This window comes from Mycobacterium gordonae, assembly GCF_002101675.1.
GTDB lineage: Bacteria > Actinomycetota > Actinomycetes > Mycobacteriales > Mycobacteriaceae > Mycobacterium > Mycobacterium gordonae.
Window position 1 is genome coordinate 14,794 of record NZ_LQOY01000119.1, and the last position, 16,049, is coordinate 30,842.

Sequence of the window (16,049 nt, forward strand, 5' to 3'; positions counted from 1 at the left end):
TCGGGTCTACACCGGGTAGCTGACCCCGGTCAGCTCCTCCGACACCGCCCAGAGCCGGCGCTGCAGCTCCTCGTCGTGCGACTGTTTGCTGGAGGCAACGACTTTCGGGTAGCCGCGGACTTCCTGGAACCCGTCCGGGCCGTAGTACTGACCGCCCTGCACCGCCCGGTCGGTGGCGGCCCGCAAGGTGGGCAGCGCGCCGAGTTCGGCGGGCTGGAAGAAAGGTTTGCCCACCCGGCCGATCAGTGTCGGCATGTGCCGCATCAACTCAGTGTCTGAAACGCCCGGATGCGCCGCCGCCGCGATGGTCGTGCCGTGCGGGGCCAGGCGGCGCTGCAGTTCGTAGGTGAACAGCAGATTGGCGAGCTTGGACTGCCCGTACGCGCCGACCCGGCTGTAGCTGCGCTTCCACTGCAGGTCGTCGAAATGGATCGCGGCACGGATGCGGTGCCCCACGCTGCTGACCGTGATCACGCGCGAACCAGGGACGGGCAGCAGCCGGTCCAGCAGCAGCCCGGTCAATGCGAAGTGGCCCAGATGGTTTGTGCCGAACTGCATCTCGAAACCGTCGGCAGTGGTCGACTTGGGCGGGTACATGACGCCGGCGTTGTTGATCAGCAGATCGATGCGGTCGTGATCGGACCGCAGTTGCGCGGCGGCGTCCCGTACGGACGCCAACGAGCCGAGGTCCAGTTCCTGCAGCTGGACCTGAGCACCCGGCGTTGCGGTGGTGATGCGGTCGACGGCCTGCTTGCCCTTGTCCAGGTTGCGCACGGCCAGCACCACGCGTGCCCCGTGGGCGGCGAGGGCGGCGGCCGTTTCGAGGCCGAGGCCGGTGTTGGCGCCGGTGACCACGGCGGTGCGGCCGGTCTGGTCGGGGATGTCGTTGGCGGTCCATTTAGTCACGGGGAACTCCTCTTGTAGCCGTTGACTCTGCGGTGAGGGCGACAAAGTGCGGGTTGGCGCCACCCTCTGCGCAGGATCATCGCGTAAGGTACTCGGTAAACGGGGCGAGCGCTCCGTTTGGTACGACTATACGGAACGCACGCCCCGCTTTGTCAACACTCGATATCAGGGAGGTCTGAAGTGGCGACCGCCGAGCGGCCGGTACGGGCCGACGCCGCCCGCAATCGAGCGCGCGTACTGGACGTCGCCTACCAGACGTTCGCGGCCGAGGGTTTGTCGGTCCCGATCGACGAGATCGCGCGCCGCGCCGGCGTGGGTGCGGGCACCGTCTATCGCCACTTTCCGACCAAAGACGCGCTGTTCCAGGCGGTGATCGCCGATCGCATGCGGCAGATGATCGACGAGGGACGCGCCCTGCTGAAGTCCGAGGACTCCGGCCAGGCGTTGTTCACATTCCTGCGATCGATGGTGCTGCAGTGGGGCGCCGCCGACCGGGGCCTGGTCGAAGCTCTGGCCGGCATCGGGATCGACGTCAACAAGGCAGTCCCCCAGGCCGAGGAGGAATTCCTGACCATGCTGGCCGAGCTGCTGCACGCCGCCCAGCATGCCGGTACCGCCCGGCCGGATGTCGGTGTGCCCGAAGTGAAAACACTGCTGGTCGGATGTCAGGCGATGCAGGGATACAACGCCGACCTCGCCGAGCGGGTGACCGATGTCGCCCTGGACGGTCTGCGCCGGAGCTGATCACCGTGCTGTCGCAAGTCGGAATCGCCCTGCCGGTGCTGGCCGCGCCGATGGCCGGCGGCCCCACCACTGCCGCGATGGTGATCGCCGCGGGCCGCGCCGGCAGTCTGGGCATGGTCGCGGCCGGCTACAAGACGGTGCACGCCGTCGAGGAACAACTCAGGCAGGTGCGCGCCGAATCGATCCCGTTCGGCGTCAACGTCTTTGCACCCAACCCACTGCCGGTCGACGCCGAGCTTTATCGCTGGTATGCCGATGAGATCCAACGCGACGCCGTGCGGTTCGGCCTGACGCTGCCGACCGAACCGATCGAAGACGACGATAGTTTCGACGACAAGATCCAGTTGCTCCTCGACGATCCGGTCCCGTTGGTGAGTTTCACGTTCGGCATCCCGTCGCCGCGGGTGATCAAGGCGCTGCAGGAGGCGGACACCATCGTCGTGCAGACCGTCACCAACCGGACTGAGGCCATTGCCGCTCGAGACGCCGGCGTCGACGCCTTGGCGGTCCAGGCCCACACCGCGGGCGGGCATTCCGGCACCCTCACCCCGACCGAGCCGCTGGTCCCGACCCCGATCACCACCCTCGTCGCGGAGATCACCCGGGCGGTCGAGCTTCCGGTTATCGCTGGTGGCGGCCTGGCCACCCCGCAGGCGGTGGCCGAGGTCATCCACGCCGGCGCCGCGGCGGCCGTCGTCGGCACCGTCCTGCTGCGCGCGACCGAAAGCGGTGCATCGCCCACCCACCAGGCGGCCCTGGTCGACCCGGCCCGCACCGAAACCGTGCTCACCCGCGCGTTCACCGGCCGGCCGGCCCGCGGCCTGCGCAACGCCTTCATCGACGCGCACGAAGCCGACGCGCCGTGGGGCTATCCCGCCATCCACCACCTCACCAGCCCGCTGCGCAAGGCCGCGGCCGCTGCCGGTCAACCGGACTTCGTCCACCTGTGGGCGGGCACCGGCTACCGGCACGCGACCGACGAACCCACCGCCGACATCCTGGGGCGCCTCGCCGGCAAGCTGTGATCAGGTGTGCCGTGCCGCCTCCTGGACGAGTTGGACGCGCGAGGCGTCACCTACCCATCAGGTTTGACCCGCTGCGCTGAGGCAAAACCGACCCTGCGGGTATGCCCGATAGAGCGCGCCGCGATACTAGGAGCCGCGACAACGCTAGGCCCGTCAACACCTCAACTGACGCCGGGAGAACACGCATGAGCGCCGAGCAGCCGACCATCATCTACACGCTGACCGACGAGGCGCCACTGCTGGCGACCTACGCATTTCTGCCGATCGTCCGGGCCTTCGCCGAACCGGCGGGCATCACCATCAAGACCAGTGACATCTCGGTGGCGGCCCGCATCCTGGCACAGTTCCCCGACCGGCTCAGCGAGGATCAGCGCGTCCCGGACAACCTGGGCGAGCTGGGCAAGCTGACTCAGGACCCGGACACCAACATCATCAAGCTGCCCAACATCAGCGCGTCGGTGCCGCAGCTGGTGTCGGCCATCAAGGAATTGCAGGGCAAGGGCTACAACATCCCGGACTTCCCGGAGAATCCCAAGACCGACGAGGAAAAGGAAATCCGCAAGCGCTACGCCAATTGCCTTGGCAGCGCGGTGAACCCGGTGCTACGCGAGGGCAATTCCGACCGTCGCGCCCCGAAGGCGGTCAAGGAGTACGCGCGCAAGCACCCGCACAGCATGGGCGAGTGGTCGATGGCGTCGCGCACCCACGTGGCGACCATGAAGCACGGCGACTTCTACCACGGCGAGAAGTCGATGACGCTGGACCGGGCGCGCAACGTGAAGATGGTGCTGGAGACCAAGAGCGGGGAGACGCTCGAGCTCAAGCCGAAGGTCGAGCTGCTCGAAGGCGATGTCATCGACAGCATGTTCATGAGCAGGCAGGCACTGCTCGACTTCTACGAAGAGCAGATGGAGGACGCACGCAAGACCGGCGTGATGTTCTCGTTGCATGTCAAGGCGACCATGATGAAGGTCAGCCATCCGATCGTGTTCGGGCACGCGGTACGCATCTTCTACAAGGACGCCTTCGAGAAGCACCAGGAGTTGTTCGACGAGCTGGGCGTCAACGTCAACAACGGGTTGGTCGATCTGTACAACAAGATCGAGTCGCTTCCGGCGTCACAGCACGACGAGATCATCCGCGACCTGCATGCCTGCCACGAGCACCGGCCCGAACTGGCGATGGTCGACTCGGCCAAGGGCATCTCGAACTTTCACTCGCCCAGCGACGTGATCGTCGATGCCTCCATGCCGGCGATGATCCGTGCCGGCGGCAAGATGTGGGGCGCCGACGGGCGGCCGAAGGACACCAAGGCCGTCAACCCGGAGTCCACCTTCTCCCGGATCTATCAGGAGATCATCAACTTCTGTAAGACCAACGGCCAGTTCGACCCGAGGACCATGGGCACCGTCCCCAACGTCGGACTGATGGCACAGCAGGCCGAGGAATACGGCTCGCACGACAAGACGTTCGAGATTCCCGAGGAGGGCGTCGCCAACATCGTCGACATCGACACCGGCGAGGTGCTGCTGAGCCAGAACGTCGAAGAAGGTGACATCTGGCGGATGCCGATCGTTCGCGACGAACCGATTCGCGACTGGGTCAAACTGGCCGTCAACCGGGCGCGCAACTCCGGGATGCCGGTGCTGTTCTGGCTCGACCCGTACCGGCCGCACGAGAACGAACTGATCAAGAAGGTCAAGACGTACCTGCAAGAACACGACACCGAGGGACTCGACATCCAGATCATGTCTCAGGTGCGTTCCATGCGGTACACCCTGGAGCGACTGGTTCGCGGCCTCGACACCATCGCCGCCACCGGCAACATCCTGCGTGACTACCTCACCGACCTGTTCCCGATCCTGGAGTTGGGCACCAGCGCCAAGATGCTGTCCATCGTCCCGTTGATGGCCGGCGGCGGCATGTACGAAACCGGGGCCGGCGGTTCGGCGCCCAAACACGTCCACCAGCTGGTGGAGGAGAACCACCTGCGCTGGGACTCCCTCGGCGAATTCCTGGCGCTGGGCGCGTGTTTCGAGGACATCGGCATCAAGACCGGCAACGAGCGCGCCAAGATCCTGGGCAAGACGCTGGATGCCGCGATCGGCACGCTGCTGGAGAACGACAAGAGCCCGTCCCGCAAGACCGGCGAGCTCGACAACCGGGGCAGCCAGTTCTACCTCGCCCTGTACTGGGCCCAAGAGCTCGCCGCGCAGGACGACGACAACGAGCTGAAGAAGCACTTCGCCGCGCTCGCCGACGCATTGGCCAAGAACGAAGACGCCATCGTCAGCGAATTGAACGCGGTACAGGGCGAGGAGGCCGACATCGGTGGCTATTACTACCCGGACCCGGACAAAACCACAGCGGTGATGCGGCCGAGCAAGACGCTCAACGACGCGCTGGCAGCCGCGCGGGACTAGTTTGTGGCTCCTGCCAGGGCGGGCACCGTGCCTTCCCGGTGCCACAACGACTGCGCGCCGACTTTGAACTGAGCGAGTTTGTCCAGGATCGTCTGCCCTTCGGGCGTGTGACCCCAGATGCTGATGCCCTGGTAAGTCGTCGGCTCCCACGTGGTTTCGTCGACGACGATCGGGTTCCAGCCGACCTCCCATTCGAAGCCGGAGGGCGTCACCGCATAGAAGGACAGTTCCCGGTCATTGGTGTGCTGGCCGACGCCGAGCGCCATCTCGAAGCCGAGTTCTTTGACCCGCTGATAGGCCGTAGTCATGTCGTCAAGGTCGGCGACCTGAATGTTGCAGTGCTGCACGCGGGTGCGAATCGGGTTGATCGGCAACCGGTTGACGGCCGCGATCGCCACCGAATGATGACGCTCGTTGACCCGCAGAAAGCGGATCTTGAACTTCAGCCCGCTGATGGTTTCGTCGATGAAGTCACTCAGCCGGGCGTCGAACACCGTCTGGTAGTAGCCGCGCACCTGCTCCGGCTTCTTGCTGGTGAGAGCGACGTGACCCAATCCCGCAGCACCCGTGACGAATCCGCCGCGGATGTGAAGCGGGACGGTGCTGATCTTCGCCCGGGTGAAGATCTCCTGGGTCAGGCCGTTGGGCCCGGGGAAACGCACCAAGCGCTCGACACCACGCAATGCGCACTCCTCCCCGGTGCCATCGGCCACGGGGACACCGTGACCGGTGACGCGGGCCAGGATTTCGTCAAACACGTTGTGGTCGTCCACTTCCCAGCCCAGCGCGGTGACGTCTTCGGCGGGCCCGCGCCGCAGCAAGAAGCGGCATTCATGGTCATCGAGCCGGAATCGTTGAACGTCGGGCAGGGCGTCGTCGAGGTGCATGCCGAGGGCATCGCGACCGAATCTGCGCCACTGCGCGAACTGGTTGGTCTCGATGACGAGGTAGCCCAGATGCACCTGGCCGAACACATCACGCATGAGCCAACCTCGAATCCGGTTGCAGGAACTCGCTGACCAACTGGTTGAACAACTCCGCGCGTTCCCACTGCAACCAGTGGCCGGTATGAGAGGTCATCACCAGTTCGGCGTTGGGCATCATGTTGAGCAACATCGGACCTCCCGCGGGTCGATTGACCTTGTCGTCACGTCCCCACAGCACCAAAGTCGGTGTCTGCAGACGCTTCAACCGCGCATCGCGGGTGAGGTCCATGCGCCAGAGCGTGCGCAACGCTTGCGGTCCCGAAGGGCGGCGCAACGGTGGATTGGCGACCACCTCGGGTTCGATCGACGCCTCGTAGCGCAGGTCGATCAGCTCGTCCGGCACCGAATCGCCCTCGTACACAAGGTAGGTGCGGATGAACGTCGCAAGCTTCTGCCGGCTCGGGCCCTCGCCGCCGTAATAGGACAGCAGACTGGTGAGCCCGGCAGTGGGCAGCGCCCGGGTGGTACCGATCCCCCCGGGTCCCATCAGGACCAGCTTGTCCACCCGGTTTGGGCTGTCCAGGGCCAGGCGCAGTGCCGCGGCACCGCCATAGGAGTTGCCGATCAGATGCGCGGTCGGAAGGCCTAGTTCGTCGAGCAGGCCGCGGATCGCCGCGGCGAGGTGGCCGAACGGATCGGACTGGTCCAGCGTCTTGGTGGAGCGCCCGTAACCGGGCATGTCGGGAACGATCACCCGGAACCGCTGTGCCAGTGCGTCGATGTTGCGGGAGTAATTCGACAAACCCGAGGCGCCGGGCCCGCCACCGTGCAGCAGCACAACGGGGCGTCCGCTGCCGGTCGCGGCGTAGAAGATCGGTTGGCCGTTGACGACGACCGTCCGTTCGGCCAATTCGGTGCTGGTCATGCCGGAACTCCGTTCACCAGGACTGAAGTGTCGGCGCAGTACAGGCCCTGCGGTGGTGGCGGCAACGCCTGCCCGGAATCCGCTGCGGCATAGATGAATCCGTCTGGGCGCACAATTGCCGCGGCAGCCTTGTGCTGGCCGAGCCAGGCGGTCAGGGTGGCGTCGCGGACCGGGCGGTCAATGACGCCGCGCCCTATCCACGCCTGCGCGCCGGCCGGTAGGGCACCGGTATGCAGTAAGGTCCAGCGGCCTTGCAGAAGGTCGTCGAGGCGCGTCTCGGCGCCGGAGTCGTCGGCAACCCAGGGCTGAATGATCTGCCGCCCCTGCGCTTTGTGACCGCCGGAGGCGAAGAATCCGTCAGGGTAGTGAGCCTCGGGGACCCAGTACAGCTTTTGGCCCTGCCGGGTTATCGCCGGCACTTTGGTGATCGCCCGGAGTAAGTGGTTACGGACGGCCGCCAGCATCTTGTTGTGCTCGGTGATGACGCGGCCCATCAGCACGGCCCGCCTGGTCACCTCGATCACATGCGGTTTGCGTTCTGTCTCATAGGAATTGAGCAGTGCTTCGGGTGCCTGCCCGCGTAGCACCGCAGCCAGCTTCCAGCACAGGTTGGCGACGTCGCGGACTCCCGCGGCCATGCCCTGTCCGATCCACGGCGGCATGGCATGTGCGGCATCACCGGCTAGGAACACCCGGCCCACCCGCCACCGGTCGGCGGTGCGGACATGGTGGCTGTAGATCACCGCGCGCAGAATTTTGACGTGCTCGTCGGTGATGCCCTGTTCATTGAGCACCTTCCAGACGGCCTCATCGCTGACCAGATTTTCGTCCGACTCCCCGGAACGGGCCGGGTACTCCCAGCGGTGGTGTCCCAGCGGTGTCGGGCAGTCGACGGTGGGGCGAGCGGGATTGCAGTGGAACCTGAGCCGGTCGTGGGCGTCCCATTCTTTGATCACCTCGGTGTCGATGACCACCCACCGCTCGGTATACGTCTTGCCCGAATACCCGACACCCAGTTGCCCGCGCGTCGGTGACGAGCCGCCGTCAGCGGCGATCACGTAACGGGCTCGGACCCGTTTGAACAGGTCGGAGCGGAGATCGGCCAGCATCAACTCAACGTGGTCGCCTTTGTTCACGACCCGCAGGCACTCGTGCTCGAGCATCAGCTCGACGTTGTCGAAACGGGCCACTCCCTCGCGTAGGACATGGTCGACCGCCGGCTGATAGATGAACTGCTGCGGCGGATGCCCGCAACCGTGCCCGGCGATGATCGTCTCGTAGAACGGGGCTCCGTCGGCGTCCACGAAAGCGACCGGGCGGTCGGGCAGCATGTCCTGCTGAAGCCGGTCGGCAAGGCCCACCGACTGCCATATCCGCATCACCTCCTCATCGGTGGAGATGGCCCGCGCCCGGTTGTAGACGTCCGGATCACGCTCGACGACAACAACTTTCAATCCTTGCCGACCCAACAGGTTGGCGGCCGTGGCACCGACGGGCCCGTAACCGACGATCGCCACGTCGTAGGCCGGGGCGGAACAGGCTGATGATCCCGAATCGCTCACTGCTGACTCTCATTCTCTGGGTGTCGTCGTCGACACTTGTACCGTAGTGATCCCTACGGTAATGTAATGATCGCTACAGAGTCAAGACCTTAGGAGATCTCGTGCTCACCGATACCGCCGAAGCGCTCTGGATCGCCGCACGCGATCGCGCCCCGATCCGCCCACCGACCGAATGCGCTCCCGGACTCAACCTCGCGGATGCCTATGCGATTCAGCAGCTCAATCTGCGGCGACGCATCGGCGCCGGCGCGTTGCTGGTGGGCCGCAAGATCGGCCTGACCTCGAAGCCCATGCAGGCACTGCTCGGCGTCAGCGAACCGGATTTCGGGTTCATCCTCGACGACATGGTGATAGCCGGCGAAAGCGTCGACATCTCGCGATTCTGCAGTCCGCGAGTGGAGCCCGAGATCGCCTTTCTGCTGGGGGATTCGCTACGCGGCCCAGGCGTGACCGCCGCGGATGTCTACGCCGCAACACAATCCGTGGCCGTGGCGCTCGAGATCGTCGACAGCCGCATCGCGGACTGGCGACTCACCCTGGTCGACACCGTGGCGGACAATGCGAGTTCGGGCGCGGTGGCTATCGGCGAGTGGGTGCCCTTTACCGGCGACGTGCGCCTACCGCAGCTCGCCGCATCGCTGGTCCTCAACGGCACCGAGATCGACCGCGGCACCGGCGATGCGGTGATGGGCGACCCCGCAGCCGCCGTCGCCTGGCTGGCCAACACGCTGGCCGAATACGGCACCGAACTGGTCGCCGGCCAATTCGTCATGTCCGGATCGTTCACCACAGCCGCATTCGTGACGCGGGGTGACGTCGCCGCCGCCACCATCGACACACTCGGCACCGTGTCCCTCGCCTTCGAATAGAGGAAACTGTTATGGCGCAATACGATTGGCCGGTGGCGATCATCGGCTCGGGCAACATCGGCACCGACCTGATGATCAAGCTCCTGCGCAGCGACGGCCCGCTTCGCCTCGCCGCCATGGCCGGCGTCGACCCCCGGTCCGACGGACTGGCGCGCGCCCGGCGCTTCCACGTGCCCACCACGGCCGACGGCGTGGACGGACTGCTGTCCATGCCGCACTTCGCCGATATCAGGCTGGTGTTCGACGCCACCTCGGCCGGAGCCCACCGCGCCAACTGGGCGCGTCTGCAACCGACCGGGGTGCGCATGCTGGACCTCACCCCGGCCGCCGTCGGCCCCTACTGCGTCCCAGTGGTCAACCTCGACGCACACCACGACGTCAACAATCTGAACATGGTGACCTGCGGCGGCCAGTCGGCGGTGCCGATCGTAGCCGCGGTCGCCGCGCACGGCATCGTCTCCTACGCCGAGATCGTCTCGGCCATCTCGTCGAAGTCCGCGGGCCCCGGGACCCGCGCGGGTATTGACGAGTTCATCGAAACCACCTCGGCTGCCGTGCAATCCGTTGGCGGGGCGCAGCGGGCCAAGACCGTCATGATCCTCAACCCCGCGGACCCCCCGGTGCTCATGCGCAACACCGTCTACTGTCTGGTTGACGGGAATGCCGATCATGCGGCGATCGAGGCGTCGATCGCCGACATGGTGGCCCGGGTCAACGCCTACGTGCCGGGCTACCGGCTCACCCAGGGTGTGCAGTTCGAAACCTTCACCGCCGAAAGCCCGTTGTACATTCCCGAGACCGGCAAGTTCACCGGAACCCGCGTCACCACAATGCTCGAAGTCGCGGGGGCGGGTGACTACCTGCCCCCATATGCCGGCAACCTCGACATCATGACATCGGCCGCGCAGGCCACCGCGGAGCACATCGCCCGTCAAACGGTCGGAGCCGCAACATGACTGGCCTCTATGTCAGCGACGTCACCTTGCGCGACGGGATGCACGCCATCCAGCACCAGTACACGTTGCGGCAGGCGGTGACGATTGCCGCCGCCCTCGACGCTGCCGGCGTCGACTCCATCGAGGTCGCCCACGGTGACGGATTGGCCGGCTCCAGTTGCGTCTACGGTTTCGGTGCGCACACCGACCTGGAATGGATCGAGGCCGTCGCGGCCGTGGTCCGGCGGGCGCGGGTCGCGACCCTGGTGCTGCCCGGAATCGGCAGTGTGCGCAACCTGACAGACGCACGCCGCGCCGGCGCCACCGTGGTCCGTGTCGCCACGCACTGCACCGAGGCCGACATCTCCGCCCGGCACATCTCGGCCGCGCGCGAACTCGGCATGGATACCGCCGGCTTCTTGATGATGAGCCACTTGACCACCCCGGCCGCACTGGCCGAACAGGCCGCGCTGATGGAGAGCTACGGCGCCACCTGCATCTACGTCGTCGACTCAGGGGGTGCGATGACCATGCGCGACGTCGCCGAGCGTGTCGATGCAGTACGTCAAAGGGTCTCAGCGGCAACGGAAATCGGCATCCACGCGCACCACAACCTGTCGCTGGGGGTGGCCAACTCGATGGTGGCCGTGGAGCACGGGGCCACCCGGGTCGATGCGTCGTTGACCGGAATGGGCGCCGGCGCGGGCAACGCGCCGCTGGAAGTGTTCGTCGCCGCCGCGGACAAACTGGGCTGGCCACACGGCTGCGACCTGCATGCGCTGCAGGACGCCGCCGACGATCTGGTCCGTCCGCTGCAGGACCGGCCCGTCCGGGTGGACCGCGAGACCCTGACCCTGGGGTACGCGGGCGTGTACTCCAGCTTCCTGCGGCACGCCGAGAATGCCTCCGCCCGTTACGGCATCGATGCCCGGACACTGCTGGAAGAGGCCGGCCGCCGCGGCATGATCGGCGGGCAGGAAGACATGCTGGTCGACATCGCCCTGGACCTCACAGCCCAGAACCTCAGTGAACGATGACGCCCCGGATGTTCTTGCCGTCCCGTAAGTCCTGATAGCCCTGGTTGACGTCTTCGAGTTGGTACTTCGCCGTCACCAGTTCGTCGAGTTTGAGGTGGCCCGCGTCGTACAGGCGCAGCAGGCGGACGATGTCGTACTGCGGGTTGGCCGAGCCGAACAACGAGCCCCGAATGGTCTTTTCGCCCAGCACCAGCATCCCCCCCGAGACGTGGACGGTCGCCTTGGCGGGGTCGGCCAAGCCCACCACGACGACGGTGCCGCCCTTGCCCACCGCGTCGAACGCCGCCGAGATCACGTCTTCGTCGACGGTGCCGACGGTGACGATGGCCTGGTCGGCGCCCTGGCCCCAGGACAGTTCGTTGATCTTCTCGGCGGCCGCCTCAGCCGTTTCGAAAGCGTGTGTCGCACCGAACTTCAGCGCGGTATCGCGTTTGAACGCTGTCGGGTCGACGACCACGATGTACTTGGCGCCGGCGTGCAGCGCGCCCTGGACGGCGTTGATACCGATTCCGCCGATCCCGTAGATCACGGTGATGTCGCCGGGCCGAACATTACCGGCGTAGGTGGCGCTGCCCCATCCCGTCGGCACGCCGCAGCCGACCAGGACGGCGACGTCCAGCGGTAGCCAGTCGTCGATCTTGACCACCGAGTGTTGCGAGACGGTGGCCTTCTTGGCGAAGGTGCCGAGCATACACATGGCGCCGAAATCGGTTCCGCCGCTGCGGAACCGGAAGGATCCGTCCGGCATGCAGCCTTCGAGGATCGTCGCGCCCATGTCGCACAGACTCTGCCTGCCGGTCGAGCAGTAGCGGCAGTGGCCGCAGCTGGGGATGAAGCTGCACACGACATGGTCGCCGGGCTTCACCTTGGTCACGCCCGGCCCGACGTCTTCGATCACCCCTGCTCCCTCGTGGCCCCCGACAATCGGGAAGCGCGGCGGCAGGTCGCCGTCGGTGAGGTGCAGGTCGGAGTGACACAGCCCGGCCGCCGTGTAGTTGATCAGGACTTCGCCCGCTCTGGGACCGTCCAGGTCGAGCTCCATGAGTTCAAATGGCCGGCCCGCTTCGATGAGGACCGCGGCAGTTGTCTTCATCGCTCGACGGTAACGCGCGGGATGCCCGGTTGGCGATGCCGCGGGCGGCATCACCTCGTTGGTGGTGTAGACCACTGAGTATGTCCCTGTTTGATATCTCCGAGCGCGCCCAGCAGTACCAGTCGGACCTGCTCGAGTTCATGGATTCGCACATCTACCCGTCCGAGGCCGTCTACGACGAGCAGATGCGGGAGGCCGGCGACCCGCACTTCCACCCGCCGATCCTGGAAGACCTCAAGACCGAGGCGCGAAAGCGCGGGCTGTGGAACCTCTTTCACCCGCACCCCGAGTGGGGACCGGGGCTGAGCAATCTCGAGTACGCGCCACTGGCCGAGATCATGGGTCGCAGCCACCTTGCCTCCGAGGCATGCAACTGCAGCGCCCCGGACACCGGCAACATGGAAGTCTTCACGCTGTTCGGCACCGACGAGCACAAAGAGCGTTACCTCAAGCCCCTACTGGACGGCAAGATCCGGTCGGCGTTCGCGATGACCGAGCCGGCGGTCGCGAGCTCGGATGCCACCAATGTCGAGATGTCGATGCTCCGCGACGGTGACGACTACGTCCTGAATGGGCGGAAATGGTTCGCCTCCAACGGAATGCACCGCAACTGCAAGGTGCTGATCGTGATGGGCAAGACCGACCCGGACGCCGCGGTGCACCGCCAGCAGTCGATGATGGTGGTGCCCATCGACGCCCCCGGCGTCACCGTGCGGCGCAATCTGTCGGTGTTCGGCTACCAGGACCGCGAGGGCCACGCCGAGATCGACTTTCAGGACGTCCGGGTGCCGTCCAAGGACGTGCTCAAGGGCGAGGGCGAGGGGTTCGCGATCAGCCAGGCGAGGTTAGGCCCAGGCCGCATCCACCACTGCATGCGGGCGATCGGCATGGCCGAACGGGCACTGGAACTGCTGTGCCGGCGTGCGGAGTCGCGGGTCACCTTCGGCAAGCCGGTCAGCGCCAACGCCAACATCCGGGACTGGATAGCCGAGGCCCGCATCGACATCGAGATGATCCGGCTCCTCACCATGAAGGCCGCGTACCTGATGGACACGGTCGGCAACAAAGCGGCCCGGACCGAGATCGCGGCCATCAAGGTCGCGGCGCCGAATATCGCGCTCAAGATCGTCGACCGCGCCATCCAGGTGCACGGCGGTGGTGGCGTCACCGACGACTTCCCGCTGGCCATGGCGTGGGCACACCTGCGCACGCTGCGACTGGCCGACGGGCCCGACGAGGTGCACAAGCGCGCGATCGCCAGCCAGGAACTGCGCAAGTACCGGAAAGCGACAGAGCAGTGACCGAAGGGGTCGTCGGCCTCGACCCGGACGCGGTGGCGCGCTGGCTCACGACGCTCGGCATCGAGTTCCAGGCGCCACTGCAGTTTCAGCGGATCGGCCTGGGACAGTCGAACCTGACTTACCGGGTCAGCGATGCCGCCGGCCGCTCCTGGGTGCTGCGCCGTCCACCGCTGGGGCATCTGCTGGCCTCGGCGCACGACGTGCTGCGGGAAGCGCGCATCATCGCGGCGCTGGCGGACACCCCCGTCCCGGTTCCCCAGATCCTGTCCACCACAACCGATTCCGAGTTCTGCGACGTGCCGCTGGTGCTGATGGAATTCGTCGAAGGGCTCGTGGTCGACACGATGAGCGTCGCCGAAGCACTGACGCCGCGGCAACGGCAGCAGATCGCCGTGGACCTACCCCGCACCCTGGCCAAGATCCACGCCGTCGACCTCGAGGAGGTCGGACTCGCCGACCTGGCCAGCCACAAGCCATATGCGCAGCGTCAGCTCAAACGCTGGGCCGGGCAGTGGGAGCTCTCGAAGACCCGCGAACTGCCCGAACTCGACGACCTCACCCGCCGGCTGGCCGCCGCCGCGCCCGAGCAGCGGGAAGTCAGTCTGGTGCACGGTGATTTTCACCTGCGCAACCTGATCACGTCGCCGGAGACCGGCGAGATCGTGGCAACGCTGGACTGGGAACTGTCGACGCTGGGCGATCCGCTGGCTGATATGGGCAGCCTGCTCACCTACTGGGCGGAACCGGGTGAAGCGCTCAGCGGCGACTACGCGCCGTCGACGCTGGACGGGTTCCCGAACCGGGCGGAGATGACCGGGCTGTACCTGGACGAAACGGGACGCGATGCCGCCGCATTGCAGTACTGGCACGTACTCGGCCTCTGGAAGCTGGCGATCATCGCCGAGGGCGTGATGCGCCGCGCGATGGACGTACCTCAGAACAAGGCGTCGGCCGGAACTCCGGTCGTCGAGTGGATCGACGCCCGGGTGCAGAAAGCACGCGAAATCGCCGACGCAGCCGGGATTTAACGCCGCGGTGCTCTACCGACGAGGTACCAGGTGTGCATCACGCCCTTACCTTTGACGTCGATGTCGCCGCGCTCCTCGAACACGAAGTCACGCTTGAGGCGGTCATAGACGTCCTGGGGCACCTGGATGCGGCCTTCGACGTCGGTGGTCTCCATCCTGGCCGCGACGTTGACGGCATCGCCCCACACGTCGTAGAAGAACTTGCGCGCCCCCACCACTCCGGCGACCACCGGACCGGCAGCCAGACCGATCCGCAGTGGAACCGCCCGCCCCCGTGGATCTTTCAGGTCCGCGACCGCATCCGCCATATCCAGTGCCAGCTGGGCCAGCGCCTCGAGGTGGTCGGGGCGCTGATCCGGTACACCGCTGACGACCATGTACGAGTCGCCGCTGGTTTTGATCTTCTCCAGACCGTGCCGGTCGACCAGCGCATCCAGTTTGGTGTACAGCTGATCGAGAAATCGGACCAGGTCGGTGGGTGCGGTGTCGCTCGCGCGACTGGTGAACCCGGCGATATCGGCAAACAACACCGAGGCGTCGTCATACTTGTCGGCGATCACCGTCCTAGACGGATCCTTCAACCGCTCAGCGATTTTCGCGGGCAGAATGTTCGCCAGCAGCGACTCGGACCTGAGGTATTCCGCTTCGATCACCCGCTCGGCGCGGGTGATTTCGCGCAGCGCCGACCATACGATCGCGATCACCATCAGCCATGAGGTGGCCACCGACACCATGTAACCGATCGCATACGCCCAATCCGGTTGCACGCCCGTATTTTCGGGCACCGTCAGCTGCAATGCCACCGTTAGTACCGCTCCCACGGCAGCCGCCACCGAGGCCAGCGCGATGTGGTCGATGCCGAGGACCAGCACGGCGATCGACGCACCCACCAGGTAGTAGAACTGAATCCCGGTTCCAGTGCCGATGCGTAAGCAGAGAACGGTGATGAACACATACGCCGCGATGATGAAAACCATTGGCGCAACCAGTTCCCCGTAGCGGTACAGCAGCGGGATCCCGAGGTATATGACCGTGCTGACGGCGCTGAGCAGCGTGATCGCCAGTACATCGCGCCCGATGAATATCCCGAGCAAGGTGTAGAAGGCACTGACCACGGCGCCGATCCGGCTGGCCCGGGTGAGCACGCGCTGCTGGCGGGCAACGCTTTTGGGATATGCCGCCATACGTGGCGGGAGGCGGCGGCGTCGACTTGTGACCGGCACCGCCGCCGCTGAACGCGCTTCGAGCGCCATAGGTGCAGAATAGCCCGGCGGC

At 66.0% G+C, this 16,049-nt stretch carries 14 protein-coding genes; 8 read left to right on the forward strand and 6 right to left on the reverse strand.

Features of this window, described 5'->3' with window-relative positions; all coding sequences use genetic code 11:
* Nucleotides 1-6: 6 nt before the first annotated feature.
* Entirely contained in the window at nucleotides 7-906 is a 900-nt protein-coding gene (locus AWC08_RS18895; protein WP_069434887.1) for an SDR family NAD(P)-dependent oxidoreductase, read from the reverse strand.
* A gap of 180 nt (nucleotides 907-1,086) precedes the next feature.
* On the opposite strand from AWC08_RS18895, the gene AWC08_RS18900 reads away from it, so the two are divergent.
* The 3 genes from AWC08_RS18900 (at nucleotide 1,087) to AWC08_RS18910 (ending at nucleotide 5,098) form a co-directional block, all read left to right on the forward strand.
* A complete protein-coding gene (locus AWC08_RS18900; RefSeq protein ID WP_069434886.1) occupies nucleotides 1,087-1,650 on the forward strand; it encodes a TetR/AcrR family transcriptional regulator in 564 nt (187 codons plus the stop codon).
* Entirely contained in the window at nucleotides 1,647-2,675 is a 1,029-nt protein-coding gene (locus AWC08_RS18905; RefSeq protein WP_069434891.1) for an NAD(P)H-dependent flavin oxidoreductase, read from the forward strand. The genes AWC08_RS18900 and AWC08_RS18905 overlap by 4 nt, the downstream gene beginning before the upstream one ends.
* 185 nt (nucleotides 2,676-2,860) lie before the next feature.
* The gene (locus tag AWC08_RS18910; RefSeq protein ID WP_069434885.1) at nucleotides 2,861-5,098 is read left to right on the forward strand and encodes an NADP-dependent isocitrate dehydrogenase; all 2,238 of its coding nucleotides are present in this window, start codon (nucleotides 2,861-2,863) and stop codon (nucleotides 5,096-5,098) included.
* On the opposite strand, the gene AWC08_RS18915 is transcribed toward AWC08_RS18910, so the two are convergent.
* From AWC08_RS18915 to AWC08_RS18925, 3 genes are read right to left on the reverse strand one after another with little or no spacing between them, the layout of a single operon-like run.
* Entirely contained in the window at nucleotides 5,095-6,081 is a 987-nt protein-coding gene (locus AWC08_RS18915; protein WP_069434884.1) for a VOC family protein, read from the reverse strand. The genes AWC08_RS18910 and AWC08_RS18915 overlap by 4 nt on opposite strands.
* A complete protein-coding gene (locus AWC08_RS18920; protein WP_069434883.1) occupies nucleotides 6,074-6,949 on the reverse strand; it encodes an alpha/beta fold hydrolase in 876 nt (291 codons plus the stop codon). The genes AWC08_RS18915 and AWC08_RS18920 overlap by 8 nt, the downstream gene beginning before the upstream one ends.
* The gene (locus tag AWC08_RS18925; protein ID WP_069434882.1) at nucleotides 6,946-8,511 is read right to left on the reverse strand and encodes a bifunctional 3-(3-hydroxy-phenyl)propionate/3-hydroxycinnamic acid hydroxylase; all 1,566 of its coding nucleotides are present in this window, start codon (nucleotides 8,509-8,511) and stop codon (nucleotides 6,946-6,948) included. Before AWC08_RS18925 ends, AWC08_RS18920 begins: the two co-directional genes overlap by 4 nt.
* 101 nt (nucleotides 8,512-8,612) lie before the next feature.
* Between AWC08_RS18925 and AWC08_RS18930 the strand changes: the two genes are divergently transcribed.
* The 3 genes from AWC08_RS18930 to dmpG are packed head-to-tail and all read left to right on the forward strand — an operon-like array spanning nucleotide 8,613 to nucleotide 11,352.
* Complete coding sequence (locus AWC08_RS18930; RefSeq protein WP_069434881.1) at nucleotides 8,613-9,380, forward strand: 2-keto-4-pentenoate hydratase; 768 nt, start codon at nucleotides 8,613-8,615, stop codon at nucleotides 9,378-9,380.
* Nucleotides 9,381-9,412: 32 nt separating this feature from the next.
* Nucleotides 9,413-10,336, forward strand: a complete 924-nt coding sequence (locus AWC08_RS18935) for an acetaldehyde dehydrogenase (acetylating) (RefSeq protein ID WP_065137160.1) — start codon at nucleotides 9,413-9,415, stop codon at nucleotides 10,334-10,336.
* The gene (gene dmpG / locus AWC08_RS18940) at nucleotides 10,333-11,352 is read left to right on the forward strand and encodes a 4-hydroxy-2-oxovalerate aldolase (RefSeq protein ID WP_065137153.1); all 1,020 of its coding nucleotides are present in this window, start codon (nucleotides 10,333-10,335) and stop codon (nucleotides 11,350-11,352) included. Before AWC08_RS18935 ends, dmpG begins: the two co-directional genes overlap by 4 nt.
* Here dmpG and AWC08_RS18945 read toward each other — a convergent pair.
* On the reverse strand, nucleotides 11,339-12,445 hold the full coding sequence (locus AWC08_RS18945; protein ID WP_065137159.1) for an NDMA-dependent alcohol dehydrogenase: 1,107 nt from the start codon (nucleotides 12,443-12,445) through the stop codon (nucleotides 11,339-11,341). The genes dmpG and AWC08_RS18945 overlap by 14 nt on opposite strands.
* 80 nt (nucleotides 12,446-12,525) lie before the next feature.
* On the opposite strand from AWC08_RS18945, the gene AWC08_RS18950 reads away from it, so the two are divergent.
* The gene (locus AWC08_RS18950; RefSeq protein WP_065137152.1) at nucleotides 12,526-13,746 is read left to right on the forward strand and encodes an acyl-CoA dehydrogenase family protein; all 1,221 of its coding nucleotides are present in this window, start codon (nucleotides 12,526-12,528) and stop codon (nucleotides 13,744-13,746) included.
* A complete protein-coding gene (locus AWC08_RS18955) occupies nucleotides 13,743-14,774 on the forward strand; it encodes a phosphotransferase family protein (RefSeq protein ID WP_065137151.1) in 1,032 nt (343 codons plus the stop codon). The genes AWC08_RS18950 and AWC08_RS18955 overlap by 4 nt, the downstream gene beginning before the upstream one ends.
* On the opposite strand, the gene AWC08_RS18960 is transcribed toward AWC08_RS18955, so the two are convergent.
* Nucleotides 14,771-16,027, reverse strand: coding sequence for an adenylate/guanylate cyclase domain-containing protein (locus tag AWC08_RS18960; RefSeq protein WP_065137150.1), 1,257 nt, complete (start codon nucleotides 16,025-16,027; stop codon nucleotides 14,771-14,773). The genes AWC08_RS18955 and AWC08_RS18960 overlap by 4 nt on opposite strands.
* Nucleotides 16,028-16,049 lie beyond the last annotated feature (22 nt).